This window comes from Pseudomonas gingeri, assembly GCF_013386115.1.
Lineage (GTDB): Bacteria > Pseudomonadota > Gammaproteobacteria > Pseudomonadales > Pseudomonadaceae > Aquipseudomonas > Aquipseudomonas gingeri.
Genome location: NZ_JACAOR010000015.1, coordinates 24,180 through 41,468, shown reverse-complemented (window position 1 = coordinate 41,468; position 17,289 = coordinate 24,180). Strand labels below are relative to the sequence as shown.

17 protein-coding genes are annotated in these 17,289 nt (G+C 63.6%); 5 read left to right on the top strand and 12 right to left on the bottom strand.

Annotated elements, in window-relative coordinates:
* Window positions 1-288 precede the first annotated feature (288 nt).
* A complete protein-coding gene (locus HX881_RS29700; protein ID WP_017123997.1) occupies window positions 289-918 on the top strand; it encodes a flavin reductase family protein in 630 nt (209 codons plus the stop codon).
* 15 nt (window positions 919-933) lie between these two features.
* On the opposite strand, the gene HX881_RS29695 is transcribed toward HX881_RS29700, so the two are convergent.
* Together HX881_RS29695 and HX881_RS29690 are read right to left on the bottom strand one after the other, a co-directional pair.
* Complete coding sequence (locus tag HX881_RS29695) at window positions 934-1,164, bottom strand: hypothetical protein (protein ID WP_017123998.1); 231 nt, start codon at window positions 1,162-1,164, stop codon at window positions 934-936.
* 192 nt (window positions 1,165-1,356) lie between these two features.
* Window positions 1,357-1,722, bottom strand: coding sequence for an antibiotic biosynthesis monooxygenase family protein (locus tag HX881_RS29690; protein ID WP_017123999.1), 366 nt, complete (start codon window positions 1,720-1,722; stop codon window positions 1,357-1,359).
* Between the two features lie 346 nt (window positions 1,723-2,068).
* Between HX881_RS29690 and HX881_RS29685 the strand changes: the two genes are divergently transcribed.
* Window positions 2,069-2,998: an AraC family transcriptional regulator gene (locus tag HX881_RS29685; RefSeq protein ID WP_042934492.1), complete on the top strand. Its 930-nt coding sequence runs from the start codon at window positions 2,069-2,071 to the stop codon at window positions 2,996-2,998.
* On the opposite strand, the gene HX881_RS29680 is transcribed toward HX881_RS29685, so the two are convergent.
* From HX881_RS29680 to HX881_RS29655, 6 genes are all read right to left on the bottom strand, one after another.
* On the bottom strand, window positions 2,995-4,059 hold the full coding sequence (locus tag HX881_RS29680) for an ABC transporter ATP-binding protein (protein ID WP_177088143.1): 1,065 nt from the start codon (window positions 4,057-4,059) through the stop codon (window positions 2,995-2,997). The genes HX881_RS29685 and HX881_RS29680 overlap by 4 nt on opposite strands.
* Before the next feature lie 18 nt (window positions 4,060-4,077).
* On the bottom strand, window positions 4,078-4,926 hold the full coding sequence (locus HX881_RS29675) for an ABC transporter permease (RefSeq protein WP_103032688.1): 849 nt from the start codon (window positions 4,924-4,926) through the stop codon (window positions 4,078-4,080).
* Window positions 4,923-5,831 (bottom strand): ABC transporter permease, encoded by a 909-nt coding sequence (locus HX881_RS29670; RefSeq protein WP_042934493.1) that lies wholly within the window; start codon window positions 5,829-5,831, stop codon window positions 4,923-4,925. The genes HX881_RS29675 and HX881_RS29670 overlap by 4 nt, the downstream gene beginning before the upstream one ends.
* A 229-nt stretch (window positions 5,832-6,060) precedes the next feature.
* Window positions 6,061-7,164, bottom strand: coding sequence for an ABC transporter substrate-binding protein (locus tag HX881_RS29665; RefSeq protein ID WP_017124004.1), 1,104 nt, complete (start codon window positions 7,162-7,164; stop codon window positions 6,061-6,063).
* A gap of 208 nt (window positions 7,165-7,372) precedes the next feature.
* On the bottom strand, window positions 7,373-8,821 hold the full coding sequence (locus tag HX881_RS29660; RefSeq protein ID WP_177088142.1) for an aldehyde dehydrogenase family protein: 1,449 nt from the start codon (window positions 8,819-8,821) through the stop codon (window positions 7,373-7,375).
* Window positions 8,821-10,458 (bottom strand): 5-guanidino-2-oxopentanoate decarboxylase, encoded by a 1,638-nt coding sequence (locus HX881_RS29655; protein WP_177088141.1) that lies wholly within the window; start codon window positions 10,456-10,458, stop codon window positions 8,821-8,823. The genes HX881_RS29660 and HX881_RS29655 overlap by 1 nt, the downstream gene beginning before the upstream one ends.
* Window positions 10,459-10,600: 142 nt before the next feature.
* On the opposite strand from HX881_RS29655, the gene HX881_RS29650 reads away from it, so the two are divergent.
* Window positions 10,601-11,491, top strand: coding sequence for a LysR substrate-binding domain-containing protein (locus HX881_RS29650; protein WP_177088139.1), 891 nt, complete (start codon window positions 10,601-10,603; stop codon window positions 11,489-11,491).
* A gap of 51 nt (window positions 11,492-11,542) precedes the next feature.
* On the opposite strand, the gene HX881_RS29645 is transcribed toward HX881_RS29650, so the two are convergent.
* Both HX881_RS29645 and ttcA read right to left on the bottom strand, forming a co-directional pair.
* Window positions 11,543-12,214, bottom strand: a complete 672-nt coding sequence (locus HX881_RS29645; RefSeq protein ID WP_177088137.1) for a DNA-3-methyladenine glycosylase I — start codon at window positions 12,212-12,214, stop codon at window positions 11,543-11,545.
* 10 nt (window positions 12,215-12,224) lie between these two features.
* A complete protein-coding gene (ttcA, locus tag HX881_RS29640; protein ID WP_177088135.1) occupies window positions 12,225-13,049 on the bottom strand; it encodes a tRNA 2-thiocytidine(32) synthetase TtcA in 825 nt (274 codons plus the stop codon).
* Window positions 13,050-13,351: 302 nt separating this feature from the next.
* Here ttcA and HX881_RS29635 point away from each other — a divergent pair, with 302 nt between their 5' ends.
* The gene (locus HX881_RS29635; RefSeq protein ID WP_017124010.1) at window positions 13,352-13,954 is read left to right on the top strand and encodes a Yip1 family protein; all 603 of its coding nucleotides are present in this window, start codon (window positions 13,352-13,354) and stop codon (window positions 13,952-13,954) included.
* A 130-nt stretch (window positions 13,955-14,084) separates the two neighbouring features.
* Window positions 14,085-14,579 carry a SprT family zinc-dependent metalloprotease gene (locus HX881_RS29630; protein ID WP_017124011.1) on the top strand — a complete coding sequence of 165 codons (495 nt, stop codon included), beginning with the start codon at window positions 14,085-14,087 and terminating at the stop codon, window positions 14,577-14,579.
* Between the two features lie 33 nt (window positions 14,580-14,612).
* On the opposite strand, the gene HX881_RS29625 is transcribed toward HX881_RS29630, so the two are convergent.
* Both HX881_RS29625 and HX881_RS29620 read right to left on the bottom strand, forming a co-directional pair.
* A complete protein-coding gene (locus HX881_RS29625) occupies window positions 14,613-15,794 on the bottom strand; it encodes a CaiB/BaiF CoA transferase family protein (RefSeq protein WP_177088133.1) in 1,182 nt (393 codons plus the stop codon).
* A 163-nt stretch (window positions 15,795-15,957) separates the two neighbouring features.
* Window positions 15,958-17,289, bottom strand: coding sequence for a dicarboxylate/amino acid:cation symporter (locus tag HX881_RS29620; protein ID WP_017124013.1), 1,332 nt, complete (start codon window positions 17,287-17,289; stop codon window positions 15,958-15,960).

The window sequence follows — 17,289 nt, the reverse complement described above, 5'->3', positions numbered from 1 at the left end:
GCCAATGCTGTCGCCGCTGACGGCTACGACAAGACCCCTGGCGCTGCTGCCATCAGCTGATTGATCCCGGTGGCATCACAGCCCGGCTTCGGCCGGGCTTAGTCGTTTCTGGGGGAAAGGAAAATACTGATCGTTCCCAGGCTCCGCATGGGAATGTCTCTCAGGACGCTCTGCGTCACTGGCTGCTTTGCTGCGCACAGGAACGATCCATGATGCGTGAGCTATCGCATTTGCTCTCGATGCCAAGCACACTATCGACCTCCACCCAGCCCGCGGAACCCTCGAACCATGTCCGACGATATCCACTATTACGAACCCGCCAACGGCCACGGCCTGCCTCACGACCCGTTCAACGCTATCGTCGGCCCGCGCCCCATCGGCTGGATTTCGTCGCAGGACGCCGAAGGCCGCCTGAACCTGGCGCCCTACAGCTTCTTCAACGCCTTCAACTACATCCCGCCGATCATCGGTTTCTCCAGCGTCGGCCGCAAAGACAGCCTGAACAATATCGAACAGACCGGCGAATTCGCCTGGAACCTCGCCACCCGCCCACTGGCCGAGGCAATGAACCAGAGCTGTGCCGCCGTGCCGGCTGCGGTCAACGAGTTCGAACTGGCCGGCCTGACGCCCGCCGCCTCGAAGATCATTCGCGTGCCGCGGGTGCTGGAAAGCCCGGTCTCCTTCGAATGCAAGGTGACCCAGATCATCCAGTTGCAACGCGCCGACCAGGCCCTGGTGCCCAGCTGGCTGATTCTCGGTGAAGTGGTTGCCGTGCATATCGCCCGGCACCTGCTCAAGGACGGTATCTACGACACCGCCGCCGCCGAACCAATCCTGCGTGGCGGCGGTCCGGCGGACTATTTCCAGTTGGGCCCGGAGTCCCTGTTCAAGATGTATCGCCCGCAAGTGGCGAAGTGATCGCCCGGGAAACGCTTACCAGGACAACCCGCCCTCGGCATCGACGTCGATCAGCCGCGCCAATGCCTGCTCGGCGGCCTGGTCGGCTTCGAGAGCCGTCTTGAACGTCTGGTCTTCAAGGATTTTGTGGAAACGCGGGGCATCGAAACCGCCCAGGGCCTTTACCGCAATGGCTGCGCTATAACCGGCCTCACCGCGAACTGCTGCTGAAACTGCTTCGAACTGTGCAAACTCTTTACGTGCCATGCCTGTCTGTCCCGGCCAATTGATCGGCCGGTATTCTATTCCCCTGCCTCGCAAATACGCTCATGTTTTGGCGAGTGCCTGTAGTTCTCGGGCAAGGCACCGGGACGAGTCAGAGCCCGTTATGGCGAGGAGCGGCAAGGCAGCATGGGGCGATAGGTGCCGCCAAAATTAAGCAGGATTTTCGTGCGTCCTTCAGCTGGCCAACTTCTGCAGGGAACCTGCGCTGGACAGATGAAAATCGCACTGGGCACGGGCGGCGGACACATCGCTGAAGGTGTGGAAGTCGAAGCTGTTGACCACCAGGTCCTGCACCAGCTCGGCAAAGATCTGCATCGCCGGGGTATTGAAATAGGCGGTCATCGCCGGTTGGTTGATCCAGAAACCGGACACCAGCCAGAGGTCGGCATCGGCCAGGGAGTGTTGCAGGGAAAACTGCAGGCAACCGGGTGCCTGGCGGGAAGGTTCGATCAGGCTGCTCAGACGCGAACCCAGCTCGGCGGAACGCCCTGGACGTGCGCGAACAAAGGCCATGTGACTGACGGGGATATGCTTGGACATGCTCGGCTCTCCCGAAGAGAAGGTTGTACTCGCTCCATCAACCGCCGGACTGACGGCGACAGGAGCAGAGATTAAGGCTTCAGGCGAGAGGTCGTTAGTCGATTCCTGTCGGGTTATTGCACAATCCTGTCGGAGCGCGCTATTGGCCAGGCCAAGCGTGCGTGCCAGCGGCGTCCGGCGTTTCAGAGTTTTAAGCAAGTTCGCCCCTCTCGCCGGCCAGTCATCAGACTGTCACAGGGGATCAAGGCAGGATCAGGCAAGAATTGGGCAGGATTCGGCTGGCGGTCCGACTTGCCCAAACTTAAGCTATGAACCGTTGAAAGTGACACTCTCGAGGGGATTCTCCATGTCGTTGTCCGTACATCCGCAAGAAGCTATCCCCCCGGAGATGGAGAAACAGCGCCTGGAACTGGCCGATATCATCCGTCGCCACACCGATGAGGACGGTAGCTACCAGACCGCCGTCGGCTCCCTGGTACTGGGCCGGCACAATCACCCCTACGATTTCAATCCGGTGCTGGCGCAACCGGCGCTGTGCATCATGGCCCAGGGCCGCAAGGAAGTCCGCCTGGGTGACGACCACTTCATCTACGACCCACTGAATTACATGGTGATATCGGTTTCCATGCCGATGAGCGGTCGGGTCCTGAATGCCTCGCCGCAGATGCCGTTGCTGGCATTGCGCCTGGACATCGACCCCAACGAAATCAGCGCGCTGATCGCCGAGGCCGGGCCCATGGGCGTGCCCACCCGACCGACCGGGCTCGGCCTGTATGTCGAGCGGGTCGACACCCAGATGTTCGACGCCCTGCTGCGCCTGACCCGGCTGATCGACACGCCGAAGGATATCCCCATGCTCGCGCCGCTGATCCGTCGGGAGATCCTCTATCGCCTGCTGCGCAGCCCGCAGGGTTATCGCCTGTACGAAATAGCCATCGCCAACAGCCAGGGGCACCGGGTGAACCAGGCGATCAAGTGGTTGAACGGCAATTTCGAGCAGCCGCTGCGGATCGACGACCTGGCGCGGGAAGCCAACCTGAGCGTGTCGACCCTGCACCACCGGTTCAAGGCCATGACCGCCATGAGCCCGCTGCAATACCAGAAGCAATTGCGGCTGCAGGAAGCACGGCGGCTGATGCTGGCCGAAGGGCTGGACGCCTCCGCGGCGGGTTACCGGGTGGGTTATGAAAGCCCCTCGCAATTCAGCCGCGAATACAGCCGGCTGTTCGGCGCGCCGCCCCTGCGCGACCTGGCGCGGCTGCGCCAGAGCGTCTAGGCGCCGGACCCGAGCATCCGACAGGCCTCGGCCGGAATCGTCAGCGAGACCCTGTGCCCCACGTCCAGGCCGATCCCCTGGCATGGCGTGTTCAGCGCCGTGAACGACACGCCGGAACACTCGACGATGGTTTCAATGGTCGAACCGATATCCCGCACGAAGGTCACGGTGCCGAGCAGGCAATTGCTCGCCGGCGTCGCCTGGGGCACGGACAGTTGCAGATCCTCCGGGCGCACCAGCATCCGCACCTGCTTCCCGGCCTCCACCCCGGCACTGCCCGGCACCTCGATGCTCTCGCCCCCCGGCAGCCCGACCCGGCCGTCGCCCAGCACGGTGGCCGGGAAGATATTGCCCGAGCCGATAAAGTCGGCGACGAACTCATTGGCCGGATGCCGATAGATCTCGATAGGCGTACCCACCTGCTGCACGCGGTGCTCGCCCAGCACCACCACGATATCGGCCATGGTCATGGCTTCACGCTGGTCATGGGTGACCATGATGGTGGTGATGTTCAGGCGCTGTTGCAGTTGGCGGATTTCCACCTGCATCGATTCGCGCAATTTGGCGTCCAGCGCCGACAGCGGTTCATCCAGCAGCAGAATCTTTGGCCGCGCGGCTATCGCACGGGCAATCGCCACCCGCTGACGCTGCCCGCCGGAGAGCTTGGACACCGGCCGGTCGATCATCTCGCTCAGTTGAATCAGTTGCAGCAACTCGACCACCCGGGCCTGTTGCTCGTCCCTGGCGACCCCGCGCAGTTTCAGCGGATAGGCGATGTTCTCGCCCACGGTCATATGGGGAAACAGCGCCAGGGACTGGAACACCATGCCGAAGTTGCGCAGGTGCGCCGGCGTCTGGCCGATGTCCTCGCCGTCCAGGCGGATCTCGCCGGCGCTGAGGGTTTCCAGGCCCGCGATCATCCGCAGCAAGGTGGTCTTGCCGCATCCCGAAGGGCCGAGGAAACACACCAGCTTGCCTTCGGGCAGATGCAGATTGACGTCCTTCACCGCACAGGCCGTGCCGTAGTACTTTTCGACGTTTTCCAGAATCAGTCCAGTCATGTTGCTCACCTCAAGAAATCAGAAGGAAACGCCGCCCTCGCCCACCAGCTTCTCCAACGCCCAGATCAGGACGAAGTCGATCAGCACGATCAGCACGGCAAAGGAGAAAACAGTCGGGTCGAGGGACGAGACGGTGCGGCTGTACATCCAGATCGGCACGGTCATCACGTCGATGGTGTAAAGGAAATAGGTCACGGTGAATTCGTTGAACGAGACGATGAACGCCAGCAGCATCCCGGCGAGAATCCCCGACTTCATCAACGGCACCACCACATCGAGGATCGCCCGCTGCGGTGAAGCGCCCAGCATCTGCGCAGCCTCCTCGACCTCGCTGCCGATGGAAAGCATGGCCGCCGTGCAGTTCTTCACCACGAAGGGCAAGGCCAGGATCACGTGGGCGATGACCAGCCGCGAGAAGCTCATCTGGAACGGCAGGCTGTCGAACACCAGCAGCAACGCCAGTCCCAGCACCACCATCGGAAACACCAGGGGCAGCGACATCAGTTGCAGCGCCACGGCCTTGCCGCGAAATTCGCAGCGCACCAGCGCATAGGCGGCGGGCACCGCCACCAGGGTGGCAAGCACCATGGTCAGGCAGGCCACCAGCAGGCTGGTGGTCATCGCCTTGCCCAGGCTCAGCACATCGCTGGCATCCGGCGAGACAATGGTGTGCCAGGCCGCGCGATACCATTGCAGGCTGTAGCTGCTGGGCGGGAAGTCGAGGTTCGAGGCGCCGCTGAAGGACATGACGATCATGGTCAGGATCGGCAGGACCGCCAGCAGCAGGATGATTCCCGAAAGAATCCCGGCGAAACGCCCGGTCTCCCCCGGCAGGATCGACAGGCGCTTGGACGACGACAGGCTCATTGGCAGGACTCCAGCATCCGGCGTCGACGGCCGGTGACGTATTCGGACAGGGTCATGATCGCCAGAGTGGTGATGATCAGCACGACACCGGCCGCCGAGGCCGCCGGCCAGTTCATCAGCGGGGCGATCTGGTCATGGACCATCACCGCCAGCATCGGCACGCGCCGGCCGCCCAGCAGCAGGGGCACGACGAAACTGCTGGCGTTGTAGGCGAACACCAGGGTCGCGCCGGTGATGATGCCCGGCAGGCTCATGGGCAGGACGACCTGGCGAAACACCTGCAAGCGGCTCGCGCCGAGGGTCGCGGCGGCCTCTTCATAGGTGCGCGCGACACCGCGCATGGCGCTGGCGATCGGCAATACCGCGAGGGGGAAGGCGGTCTGCACCAGGCCCATCAACACGCCGTTCTGGTTGTACAGCAGCATGATCGGGCGCTTGATCAGGCCAAGGCCCATCAGCGCCTGGTTGAGCATGCCGCCGGGACCGAGGATCACCAGCCAGCCATAACTTTGCAGCAGCAGGTTGACCAGCAGTGGCAGGAGCACGGCGGCGAGGAAGATCCGCCGCACGAACGGCGAGGTCAGGCGCGACATGGTGTAGGCCACGGGAATCGCCAGCAGCACCGCGATCACGGCGCTGAACAGCGCCAGGCGCAAGGTCAGCAGCAGCGACTTGAGGTAGTAGGGTTCCAGCAGTTGCGCGTAGCTGGCGAGGCTGAAGCCGGTCCATTCGGCCCCCTTGGTGCCGACGCTCATCCGTAGCACCAGCAGGCTGGCGAGAATCAGCACGGCGAGAAACAGCATCGACGGCGAGAGGAAAAGCCAGGCCCGGGCGGTGGGCGAGATCCCCGTTCGAGGGCGCGACAAAGCCACGCCGACCGGCCGGGTCAGAGGTTGGTGTTCCATAGAAAGAGTCTCGACAGAGAGAAATCATCAACAAGGCAGAGGCTTGGCGGACAACGTCGATCGCCAGGATTGACACGGTCCCTGCAGGAGCCGGCTTACTGGCCATGGCGATCTGACGGCCAACATCCTTGTCGCCTGATACACCGCTATCGCCAGCAAGCCGGCTCCCACAGGTTTCGCGACAGGTTCAAGACCTGCCCGAAAGTTTCAAGCCTCCTGCGCCTGCACTTCAGGACGAAAAGATTTCCGTATACCGGCGGATCCACTGGTCATGCACCGTCGCCAGGAAGGCGTTGTCGTGCATGATGGCTTTCTCGGCGATCTGTTCCGGCGTCAGGATGTACGGGCTCTTGCGTGCCTCGGCGGAAATGATCGCCTTGGCGTTGACCGGACCGTTGAAGATGTCTTCGGCCATCTTGCCCTGTACCAGCGGGTCGAGCGAATGGTCGATAAAGGCGTAGGCCAGGTCGGTATCGCCGGGGCGGTTCTTCGGCATCACCGAAAGCATCAGGTCGGTGTAGAAGCCTTCCTTCATGCCGAACGTCGCGCCCAGGCCATAGGCCGGATCGCGGATCTGCTTCGGAAAGAACGCCGGGGCATACAGGCCGCCCAGGTCCAGCGAGCCGGTGCGGAACAGCTCGGCGATCTGGTTGGGGTTCTCCCCGAGGGTGACCACGCGGTCCTTGAGCTCGGCGAGCTTCTTGAAGCCCGGCTCGATATTGTGCTCGTCACCACCGGCCAGCTTGGCGGCGATGATGATCAGGTCCATGGCCTCGGTCCAGTTCGGCGGCGGCAGGAACAGGTTGCTGGCGAAGTCCTTGTCCCACAGCGCCGCGTAGCTGTCCGGCGCCTCCTTCACGGTGCGGGTGCTGTAGACCAGGCTGTTGCACCAGAGCAGGTAGCCGATGCCGTGGCCGTTGGCCCCGGTGCGGTACTTTTCCGGCACGTCGACCAGGTTGGGAATGCGGTTCAGGTCGGGCTTTTCCAGGAGCCCGGCGGCGGCCAGGCCTTCGGCGCCGACACCGGCCAGGGTGATGATGTCGTACTGCGGACGATCCCCGCCGGCCTTGAGCTTGGCGACCATTTCCGAGGTACTGCCGGTGCGGTCGGCGATGACCTTGGCGCCGGTCTTGGCCTCGAAGGTCGCGGCGATATTGCGCAGTGCGGCAAGGCCGGTGTCATCGGACCAGGTCAGCAGCTTCAGGGTCTTGCCCTGGAAGCGGGTGTCGCTGGCATTGGCCCGGATAAACGGCATGCTCATGGCGGCCGCGGCCACCGAGGCGACGCCCACGGTCTTGATGAACTGCCTTCTGTTCAGGTCGTGCTGGCCCATTTCGGACTCCCTTTATTCTTTTAGGTATGAGGTCGGTCGCAACGCGTTCCGCCGGTCTTCGATCTCGCTGAAGCCCCCGTAGACCGTGGGTCGTAGCTGAGTCGGCGGGTTCATCCTGAGGTCGCCCGGAACCGGCAACAATCGAAAGTTTGTCATTGAAGCCATGCGCCCGGCGCATGCCTCATTTCGAGGCATGCGCCGCCCTGTTTTATACGGCGCGAATCACGTGCTTGATCTCCTGGAAGGCCTGCAGCCCCCAGGGCCCCAGCTCGCGACCGAGGCTGCTCTGCTTGTAGCCGCCCCAGGCGGTCTGCGGGAAAATCACCTGCGGTGCGTTGATCCACACCAGCCCGGCCTGCAAGGCATTGGCGACCCGCTGCGCGGTTTCGTCATGGCTGCTGACCACGCTGGCCACCAGGCCGAACTCACTGTCGTTGGCCAACGCCAGCGCCTCGGCCTCGCTGCTGAAACTGCGCACACAGAGCACCGGGCCGAAAATCTCCTCGCGCCACAACGCACTGTCCAGGGGCACTTCAGTGAAGATCGTCGGCCGTAAAAAATAGCCGCGTGTCAGCTCGGGCGGACGCCCACCACCACAGACCAGCCGCGCGCCGACACTCAGGCCACGGTCGATATGACCCAGCACGCGCTGGTACTGCGCCTGGTTGACCAGCGCGCCCATTTCCACCTCGGGGTCGAACGGGTCCGCCACGCGAATGGCGTTGGCCCGCGCGGTCAGGCGCAGCAGGAACTCATCGGCGATCTCCTCCGCCACCAGCACCCGGCTGGTGGCCGAACACATCTGCCCGGCATTGAAGAAGCCGCCGCCGCTGGCGAGTTCCACCGCGAGATCGAGATCCGCATCGGCCATCACCAGCAACGCGGATTTGCCGCCCAGTTCCAGGCTGACGCCCTTCACGGTTTCCGCTGCCCGCTGCATCACCTGGACCCCCACCGCATTGCTGCCGGTAAAGGAAATCTTCGCCACCCGCGGGTCGGCCGCCAACGGCGCGCCGACGGCCAGGCCGGTGCCGCAGACCAGGTTGAACACTCCGGCCGGCACACCGCTGTCGGCGATGATCGCGGCCAGTTCCAGTTCCGGCAGCGGCGTGACCTCCGATGGCTTGAGCACCACGCAGCAGCCGGCGGCCAGGGCCGGGGCCAGCTTCCAGGCGGTGGTGACCATCGGGAAATTCCACGGCACGATCAGTCCCACCACCCCACACGGCTCACGGCGCACACGGGCGGCAAAGGCGTCGCTGGGCAGCTCGACCGTCTTGTCCTGCTGGCCGTCGAGCGTCTCGGCCAGACCCGCGTAGTATTCGAAGGTGGCAATCACATCGTCGACATCGATGGCGGCCTCGAACAGCGGTTTGCCGTTGTTGCTCGACTGCAGGTGGATCAGGGTTTCGCGGCGCTCGCGCACGCCGTCGGCAATCCTGCGCAACACGGCGCCACGCTGTGCCCCGCTCGTCGCCGACCAACCGGCAAACGCCCGGCTCGCCGCGCTCACCGCCTGCTCCACCGCCTGCCCGTCACCGCCGGAAACACTGCCGAGCAACGCCTCGGTGGCCGGGTTGATCACCCGTAGCTGCTCACTGCCGGAACGCCACTGGCCATCGATGTAGAGACCGTCCTGATTCATTTGCGCCTTCATCACCAGGCCGCTCCTTCCATCCACAGACGCTGGTCGACTTCGATCAGGGTGGGGCCCTGGCGATCCGCGGCGAGCTCCAGGGCGGTACGCAGGGTCTCGACTCCGGAGACGGCCTCGGCCGCACAGCCCAGGGCCCGCGCCACGCCGATAAAGTCCGGGGTATAGATATCCACGCCGACAGGCGTGATGGCGCGATTGACCATGTATTTCTTGATCTCTTCGTAGCCCTGGTTATTCCACAGCAGTACGATGATCGGCGTTCGCGCTTCTACCGCGCAGGCCAGTTCCGACAGGGTGAACTGCAAGCCGCCGTCGCCGATCAGGCACACCACTGGCGGCCGCTGGCCGCGGTCGCTGGCGCCGCCCAGCCAGGCGCCGATGGCAGCCGGCAGGGCATAGCCGAGGGTGCCGTAGCCGGTGGACGAGTTGAACCAGCGGCGCGGGTGCTCGGGGTTCAGGGTCAGGTTGCCGGTATACACCGGCTGGGTCGAGTCACCCACCAGCACCGCCTCGGGCAGCACGTCGAGAACGGTGTTGAGGAATTGCGTCTGGGCGCGGGTCGGTGCATCCCACAGCGCGTCCAGGTCGGCGCGCAACCCGGCGGCACGCTTGGCGCCCCAATCGCCCTGACGCTCGGCCAGCACCTGGCCTTCGACAGCCGCAAGCAGCGCCTCGGCCGCTGTCCGCGCGTCGGACACCAGCGCGACCTTGGGCGGATAGTTGCGCACGGCCTGGTCCGGGTCGATATCGACACGCAGCAGGGTGCCGGGAATCTCGAAGCCGCCGGCAAAGGTGATGTCGTAGTCGGTTTCCGCCAGTTCCGTGCCGATGGCCAGGACCACATCGGCATCCGCCACCAGGGCGCGGGTGGCGACCATGGACTGGGTCGAACCGATCAGCAACGGATGACGCGACGGCAACATGCCCTTGGCATTGATGGTCAGCGCCACCGGGGCTTCCAGCCGCTCCGCCAGCCGGGTCAGCGCCGCCGCCGCATCGATGGCGCCGCCGCCGGCAAGGATCAGCGGACGGCGGGCCTTGGCCAGCAACCCGGCCATTTGCGCGACCGCCGCGGGGGCAGCGCCGGCCGGGGTAATCCGCACCGGCTGGCTATCGAGCAAGGCATCGGCGTTTTCCACCAGCACATCGAGGGGAATCTCGATATGCACCGGACGCGGCCGCCCGGCCTGGAACAGGGCGAAAGCCCGGGCCAGCACCGCCGGCAGCTCGGCCGCCGACATCAGCGTATGGGAGAACGCCGCGACACCCGCCACCAGCGTGCCCTGGTTCGGCAGCTCGTGCAGCTTGCCACGCCCGCCGCCCAGTTGATTGCGCGACTGGACACTGGAAATCACCAGCATCGGGATCGAATCGGCATAGGCCTGGCCCATGGCCGTGGTGATATTGGTCATGCCGGGGCCGGTGATGATAAAGCACACACCGGGCTTGCCGCTGGTACGGGCATAGCCGTCGGCCATGAAGCCAGCGCCCTGTTCATGGCGCGGGGTGACGTGCTCGATACTCGACGACGCCAGGCCGCGATATAACTCGACTGTATGCACACCGGGAATGCCGAACACCTGCTCGACCCCGTAGCCTTCCAGTAACTTGACCAGTACTTCACCGCACGTCGCCATCAATTCCACCCTTCTTGTTCGTATAAGCCATGCTGTCGATAAGCACGGCGATAGGGTTATTGGAGCGTTTGGCCAATGGCGGGCACAAGGCAAAAATAGTCATACTAGGCATGTCCTGTCGTCATGCCTGAGCTGCCCCACCATGAAACGTCCACCACCGCTGCCCGCTCTGCATACCTTCCTGGTCACCGCCCAGTGCTGCAACTTCACCCGCGCGGCCGAGCTGCTGCACATCACCCAGGGGGCGGTGAGCCGGCAGATCGCCGGGCTGGAAAGTCACCTGGGCTATGCGCTGTTCCAGCGCCAGGCCCGCGGCCTGAGCTTGACCGCCCAGGGTCGCGAGCTGTTTCCACGGATCCAGCAGGTGTTCAACCTGATCGACGAGGCGGTGGATCAGGTCGGTGCCCGCCGCGAGGCCCTGCAACTCAAGGCCCCGACCTGCATGATGCGCTGGCTGCTGCCACGCCTGTTGCAATGGCAGAAGGAGCGCCCGGACGTGCCCGTGGAGCTGACCACCACGGTGCAGCACGCCGTGGATTTCCGTCGGGAAGAGTTCGATGCCGCCGTGGTCTATGGCGCGGTGCCGGGTCCTTCGGTGGCCTATCACCATCTGTTCGACGAGCAACTGACGCCGGTTTGTTCGCCGCAACTGATGAATGGCCCGGTCCCCTTGAACAACCTGGCCGACCTCGAGCGGCACATGCTCCTGCATCCCACGCGCGACCAGCGGGACTGGGAGGCCTGGCTCAAGATGGCCGGGGCGCGGGTCAGCAATATCAGCAAGGGACAGCATTTCGACACCCTGGACCTGGCGATGAGCGTGGCATCCCAGGGCACTGGCGTGGCCATTGGCGATTGGGCGTTGATCGGCGAGGACCTGAGTGCCGGGCGGCTGGTCATGCCGTTCGATTTGCGCGTGCGTACCGGGCAGGCCTACTACCTGGTCTATCCGGAGCGGGCCGGAACGGCACCGCAATTGCGAGAACTGATGGAGTGGCTGGTGGCGCAGGCGGCGGAGCGATCCGCCGCCTGAGCCGCCGGCAACACCGGCAGGAACCGGCTCGGCGGCCCCTGCGCTGCATGTTCAATAGTTGACGGTAAACGCCAGCATCATCGACAGCTGGCACATCGGCCGCCCGCTCTCGGCATGCCACTGGTTGAAGGCATCCTGGACGATCGCCAGGTCGCGCAGGCTGGTCGGCACCTTGTCGACGATCTTCTGCGCATTGAGCGCCGCCACCACGTCATAACTCGGCACGAAGGTGTCCTTGCCGACCATCCGCAGCAGGCGCGGAGCCGACAGCCCGCCCAGTTGATGGCCGTGCTTGGCGAGGTATTTCCACAACCCGGTGATCTCGGTCACCGGCCAGTCGGCGATCAGGTTGCCGAAACTGCCCTTCTCCTTCGCCACGTCCAGCACCATCTGCGCATTGCGCGGCACGCTCTTGAGCTTGCCCAGGTGGCGGATGATCCGCGCATCCTGCATCAGCCGCTCCAGGTGTTCGGCGCCCATCAGCACCACTTTCTCCGGATCGAAACCGAAGAACACCTGCTCGAACACCGGCCACTTGGCATCCACCAGGCTGTGCTTGAGACCGGCGCGGAAAACCCGCAGGGCAATCATCGACAGATAGCGGTCATCACCGAACCGGCGCAGTTGCGCCGCCGTGCACGGCTCGGGCAGCTCGGCCTCCAGGGCCGCCGCCGAACCGAAGCGGTTCAGGCAGTACTCGTGCAGCCATTTGTAGTCGCGCATGCCGCTTCCTTCAGAGATTCACGACATTGACGAAGCGCGAGGCCGCCGTTTCGTCGATACGCAGGTTGGTGAAATCGAACAGGTTGCGGTCAGCCAGTTGCGAAGGGATGACATTCTGCAAGCCGCGGAAAATGCTCTCGGTGCGGCCCGGGGTCTTGCGCTCCCACTCCTGCAACATCTCCTTGACCACCTGGCGTTGCAGGTTTTCCTGGGAACCGCAGAGGTTGCACGGAATGATCGGGAACTGCTTGAAGTCCGAGTAGGCCTGGATGTCCTTCTCGCTGCAGTACGCCAGCGGCCGGATCACCACGTTACGCCCGTCATCGGCCCGCAGCTTGGGCGGCATGGCCTTGAGGGAGCCGTTGTAGAACATATTGAGGAAGAAGGTCTCGACGATATCGTCACGGTGGTGACCCAGGGCCATCTTGGTCGCCCCGATCTCGTCGGCGAAGGTATACAGGGTGCCACGGCGCAGACGCGAGCACAGCGAGCAGGTGGTCTTGCCTTCCGGCACCAGCTCCTTGACCACCGAGTAGGTGTCCTTCTCGACGATGTGGTATTCCACACCCAGCTCTTTCAGGTAGGCGGGCAACACGTGCTCGGGGAAGCCGGGCTGCTTCTGGTCCATGTTCACGGCGACGATGTCGAACTTGATCGGCGCCACTTTCTGCAGGTGCATCAGAACGTCGAGCATGGTGTAGCTGTCCTTGCCGCCGGACAGGCAGACCATGACCTTGTCACCGTTCTCGATCATGTTGAAGTCGGCGACCGCCTCCCCCGCCTGCCGGCGAAGGCGTTTCTGCAGTTTGTTCTGATTGACCGAAAGAGTGCCCATAGCCCTTGAAATCCGCGAGGTGTGTCGAAAAGGCGGCTATTTTACGCATAAACCCGCCGCGGGCGAAGACTCTGTGCTGCGGGAGCGGGCCTTGTCGGCTGCCGCCCGATGCAAATGCTACAACGCGATTACAATCGCAACCGACAGTGCGATTTGCTCTAAAGCCCCGGATTTATTGGCCTCAGCGCTCTCTATACTGCGACATAAGGTCGCAGACATATCCAGACCTCTGATTACTTTGGCCTCTTGGCCGGTAGGCGCTCCGCTGGGGGGCGACGGTAATAACAAAAGGAGTGACTGACATGATCCATCACGTCGTGGGACTGTTCACACACCCTGATCAGGAATGGCGGGAAATCCGTGGCGACGCCGAGGAAAGCATCGGCCACATGTACCTCACCCACACCCTGATCCTTGCCGCGATCCCGGCGGTTTCAGCCTTTATCGGCACCACACAGGTCGGCTGGGTCATCGGCAACCGGGCGCCGGTCATGCTGACCCAGGAAAGCGCGATCTGGATGACCCTCATGTCCTATATCGCCATGCTCGGCGGTGTGGCGGTGATGGGTGCCTTCATTCACTGGATGGCCCGCACCTACGATGCCAACCCCAGCCTGGCGCGCTGCGTGGCCTTCGCCACCTACACCGCCACGCCCCTGTTCGTCGGCGGCCTGGCGGCGCTCTATCCGCATATGTGGCTGGGCATGATCGTCGGCACGGCCGCCATCTGCTACACCGTCTACCTGCTGTATGTCGGCTTGCCGACGTTCATGAACATACCTTCGGATGAAGGTTTCCTGTTCTCCAGTTCGGTACTGGCCGTTGGGCTGGTCGTACTGGTGGCGATCATGGCCTTCACCGTGATTGTCTGGGGCCTGGGAGTCGGCCCGGTCTACACCAACTGATAACCAGAAACCTGCCGACACGGGCCGCCGCAAGGCGGCCTCTTTATTCCGGCATGACCATTCGGCGCCTGACGGATTCGGAATCGCCGGGGTTTGCGGCATACTCGACGTCTCTGGAGAGACGTACAGCATGCCCGAGCAACTCAACACCCGCGTCGAAGACTGTTTCCAACAAGCCGAATCCTTTTTCAAACGACCTTTCAAACGCCCGATCGTCAGCCTCAAGCTGCGCGGCCAGAAAGCCGGTGTCGCGCACCTGCACGAAAACCTGCTGCGCTTCAATCCGCAACTGTACCGGGAGAACAGCGAAGACTTCCTGCGCCAGACCGTGCCTCACGAAGTCGCGCACCTGATCGCCCACCAACTGTTCGGCGAACGCATCCAGCCCCATGGCGAGGAATGGCAACTGATCATGCGCGGGGTCTATGAGCTGCCGCCCAACCGTTGCCATACCTATGAAGTCCAGCGGCGCAACGTGACACGCTACATCTATCGCTGCCCCTGTGCCGACAGCGACTTCCCGTTCTCGGCCCAGCGCCATCGACTGGTGAGCCAGGGCCGACGCTACCTGTGCCGGCGTTGCCGACATACGCTGGTGTTCACCGGCGAGACCCGCACCGAGTAAGCCGGGGACGTACACCGGCGCCTGCAATCGTGCTCAGCCAATCACACCCGAGGCGCACAGTTGGGCAATCCGCTCCGGGCTGTAGCCCAGCTCTCGCAATACCTCTTCGCGATGCTCGCTCAGCCGTGCGCCGATATGCCGGGGCTCAGGCAGCCCCTCGGAAAACTTCAGCGGACAGGCCATCTGCGCCTGGCTGCCGCCATCGCCGCGGGGCACCTGGACCACCACTTCACGGGCCTTCAACTGCGGATGCCCGACCGCCTCGGCCAGGCCGAGAACCGGTTCGACACAGGCATCGGTCGCGGCAAACAACGCGCACAGCGCGTCGTAGTCGTGCTTTTCGAACTCTATCTGCAGCTCCTGCTTGAGCTGGCGTTGCTGCACGGGATCCGAGGACAAGCCCTGGTGAATCAACTCCGGACGCCCCAGCGCGGTACATAACGAGCGCATGAAATTCGGCTCCAGGCTGCCCACGGCAAACCAGCGACCCTCGCGACTGCGGTAGTAGTCATAGAAACTGCCGCCATTGAGCATCTGCTCCTCGCGTCCGGGCTCCACGCCACAGGCCAGGAAACCGGCGCCGGACAAGGCATTCAGGCTGAACGCGCAATCGGTCATGCTGACGTCGACATATTGCCCGAGCCCCGTCTGCTGCCGGGCGATCACCGCCGCCAGCAGACCGATCACCCCGTGCAGCGAGCCTCCCGCCACATCCGCCACCTGCATGGCCAGCGGCAACGGCCCGGCGTCCTGGCGCCCGGTGTAGCTGGCCAGCCCCGACAGCGCCAGGTAGTTGAGATCATGCCCGGCGCGGTCGCGGTAGGGGCCGGTCTGGCCGTAGCCGGTGATCGCCACATGGATCAGGCGTGGATTGATGGTCTTCAGGGTTTCATAACCCAGGCCCAACCGGTCCATGACCCCGGGACGGAACTGCTCCAGCAAGATGTCGTACTCGCGCACCAGTTGATGCACGATCGCCACGGCCTCGGGCTGCTTCAGGTCCAGGGCCAGGCTGCGCTTGTTGCGATTGAGGTAGGCATGGGCGGCGGAAGTGCCCTGGTCATGGGGCGGCAGCACCCGCAGCAGGTCCAGGCGGCTGGGCGATTCGATACGCAGCACATCGGCGCCCATGTCCGCCAGCAGCAACGAGGCGAATGGCCCCGGGAGCAATGTCGAGAAATCCAGAACCTTCAATGATGCCAGCGGACCTTGCATGGGCGCTCCGTAATCCAGGTCGATGAGTTCCAGAGTAGGCAGCCCATCGCCGGGCGGCAATCACCGCAACGCTCAGCGGTCCTGACGCAAACGCTCAGCGGACATTTTGCGCAGGCATGAAAAAACCCATCCGAAGATGGGTTTTTTCATTCAGCAGGCGATCTTACTTGACGCTTGGCGCCTGGCCTTCGGCCACGCCCAGGTCGTCCAGTACACGCTCGTCTTCAATGCCGCGACCGCCGGAAGCCAGTTCCGCGTGCAGCTTGTCTTCGTCCAGCTCCTTGACCCACTTGGCCACGACCACGGTCGCCACGGCGTTACCGACCAGGTTGGTGAGCGCGCGGGCTTCGGACATGAAGCGGTCGATACCGAGGATCAGCGCCAGGCCGGCAACCGGCAGGTGGCCGACGGCGGACAGGGTGGCGGCCAGAACGATGAAACCACTACCGGTCACGCCCGCAGCGCCCTTGGAGGACAGCAGCAGCACCAGCAGCAGGGTGATCTGGTGGGTGATGTCCATGTGGGTGTCGGTCGCCTGGGCGATGAACACGGCCGCCATGGTCAGGTAGATCGAGGTGCCGTCGAGGTTGAAGGAGTAACCGGTTGGAATCACCAGGCCGACTACCGACTTCTTCGCACCCAGGCGCTCCATCTTGATCAGCATGCGTGGCAGGGCCGATTCCGACGAGGAAGTACCCAGTACGATCAGCAGCTCTTCACGGATGTAGCGAACCAGCTTCAGGACGCTGAAGCCGTGTGCGCGGCAGATGGCGCCCAGCACGACCACCACGAACAGGATGCAGGTGATGTAGAAGCAGATCATCAGCTGGCCGAGTTGCACCAGGGAACCCACGCCGTAGGCACCGATGGTGAAGGCCATGGCACCCAGCGCACCCAGTGGCGCCAGTTTCATGATCATGTTGATGATGTTGAACATCACGTGGGCGAAACGATCGATGAAGTCCAGCACCGGCTTGCCGTAGGCACCCAGGCGATGCAGGGCGAAACCGAAGATCACCGAGAACATCAGCACTTGCAGGATGTCGCCGTTGGCGAACGCGCCGACGATGGTGGCCGGGATCACGTTCAAGATGAAGCCGACGATGCTCTGGTCTGCGCCAGCGGAAACGTAGGCAGCGACTTTCGAGGCATCCAGGGTGGCGACGTCGATGTGCATGCCGTTGCCCGGCTGGATCACGTTGACCACGACCAGACCGATCAGCAGCGCGATGGTCGAGACGATTTCGAAGTACAGCAGGGCGTAGCCGCCGGTCTTGCCGACCGATTTCATGCTTTGCATGCCAGCGATGCCGCTGACCACGGTGCAGAAAATGATCGGGGCGATGACCATCTTGATCAGCTTGATGAAGCCGTCACCCAGTGGCTTGAGGGCCACGCCGGTCTGTGGGTAGAAGTGGCCGAGCAGGATGCCGATAGCGATTGCTACGACTACCTGGAAATACAGGGATTTGTACAGTGGCTGACGAGTCGTCAT

What these genes read in the sequence shown, in the direction of transcription:
- HX881_RS29620 (WP_017124013.1), bottom strand. Translation starts at nt 17,289, where the DNA reads ATGACGACTCGTCAGCCACTGTACAAATCCCTGTATTTCCAGGTAGTC.
- HX881_RS29675 (WP_103032688.1), bottom strand. Translation starts at nt 4,926, where the DNA reads ATGAGCCTGTCGTCGTCCAAGCGCCTGTCGATCCTGCCGGGGGAGACC.
- HX881_RS29630 (WP_017124011.1), top strand. Translation starts at nt 14,085, where the DNA reads ATGCCCGAGCAACTCAACACCCGCGTCGAAGACTGTTTCCAACAAGCC.
- HX881_RS29680 (WP_177088143.1), bottom strand. Translation starts at nt 4,059, where the DNA reads ATGACTGGACTGATTCTGGAAAACGTCGAAAAGTACTACGGCACGGCC.
- HX881_RS29645 (WP_177088137.1), bottom strand. Translation starts at nt 12,214, where the DNA reads ATGCGCGACTACAAATGGCTGCACGAGTACTGCCTGAACCGCTTCGGT.
- HX881_RS29650 (WP_177088139.1), top strand. Translation starts at nt 10,601, where the DNA reads ATGAAACGTCCACCACCGCTGCCCGCTCTGCATACCTTCCTGGTCACC.
- HX881_RS29695 (WP_017123998.1), bottom strand. Translation starts at nt 1,164, where the DNA reads ATGGCACGTAAAGAGTTTGCACAGTTCGAAGCAGTTTCAGCAGCAGTT.
- HX881_RS29685 (WP_042934492.1), top strand. Translation starts at nt 2,069, where the DNA reads ATGTCGTTGTCCGTACATCCGCAAGAAGCTATCCCCCCGGAGATGGAG.
- HX881_RS29690 (WP_017123999.1), bottom strand. Translation starts at nt 1,722, where the DNA reads ATGTCCAAGCATATCCCCGTCAGTCACATGGCCTTTGTTCGCGCACGT.
- HX881_RS29660 (WP_177088142.1), bottom strand. Translation starts at nt 8,821, where the DNA reads ATGAAGGCGCAAATGAATCAGGACGGTCTCTACATCGATGGCCAGTGG.
- HX881_RS29635 (WP_017124010.1), top strand. Translation starts at nt 13,352, where the DNA reads ATGATCCATCACGTCGTGGGACTGTTCACACACCCTGATCAGGAATGG.
- ttcA (WP_177088135.1), bottom strand. Translation starts at nt 13,049, where the DNA reads ATGGGCACTCTTTCGGTCAATCAGAACAAACTGCAGAAACGCCTTCGC.
- HX881_RS29625 (WP_177088133.1), bottom strand. Translation starts at nt 15,794, where the DNA reads ATGCAAGGTCCGCTGGCATCATTGAAGGTTCTGGATTTCTCGACATTG.
- HX881_RS29665 (WP_017124004.1), bottom strand. Translation starts at nt 7,164, where the DNA reads ATGGGCCAGCACGACCTGAACAGAAGGCAGTTCATCAAGACCGTGGGC.
- HX881_RS29655 (WP_177088141.1), bottom strand. Translation starts at nt 10,458, where the DNA reads ATGGCGACGTGCGGTGAAGTACTGGTCAAGTTACTGGAAGGCTACGGG.
- HX881_RS29670 (WP_042934493.1), bottom strand. Translation starts at nt 5,831, where the DNA reads ATGGAACACCAACCTCTGACCCGGCCGGTCGGCGTGGCTTTGTCGCGC.
- HX881_RS29700 (WP_017123997.1), top strand. Translation starts at nt 289, where the DNA reads ATGTCCGACGATATCCACTATTACGAACCCGCCAACGGCCACGGCCTG.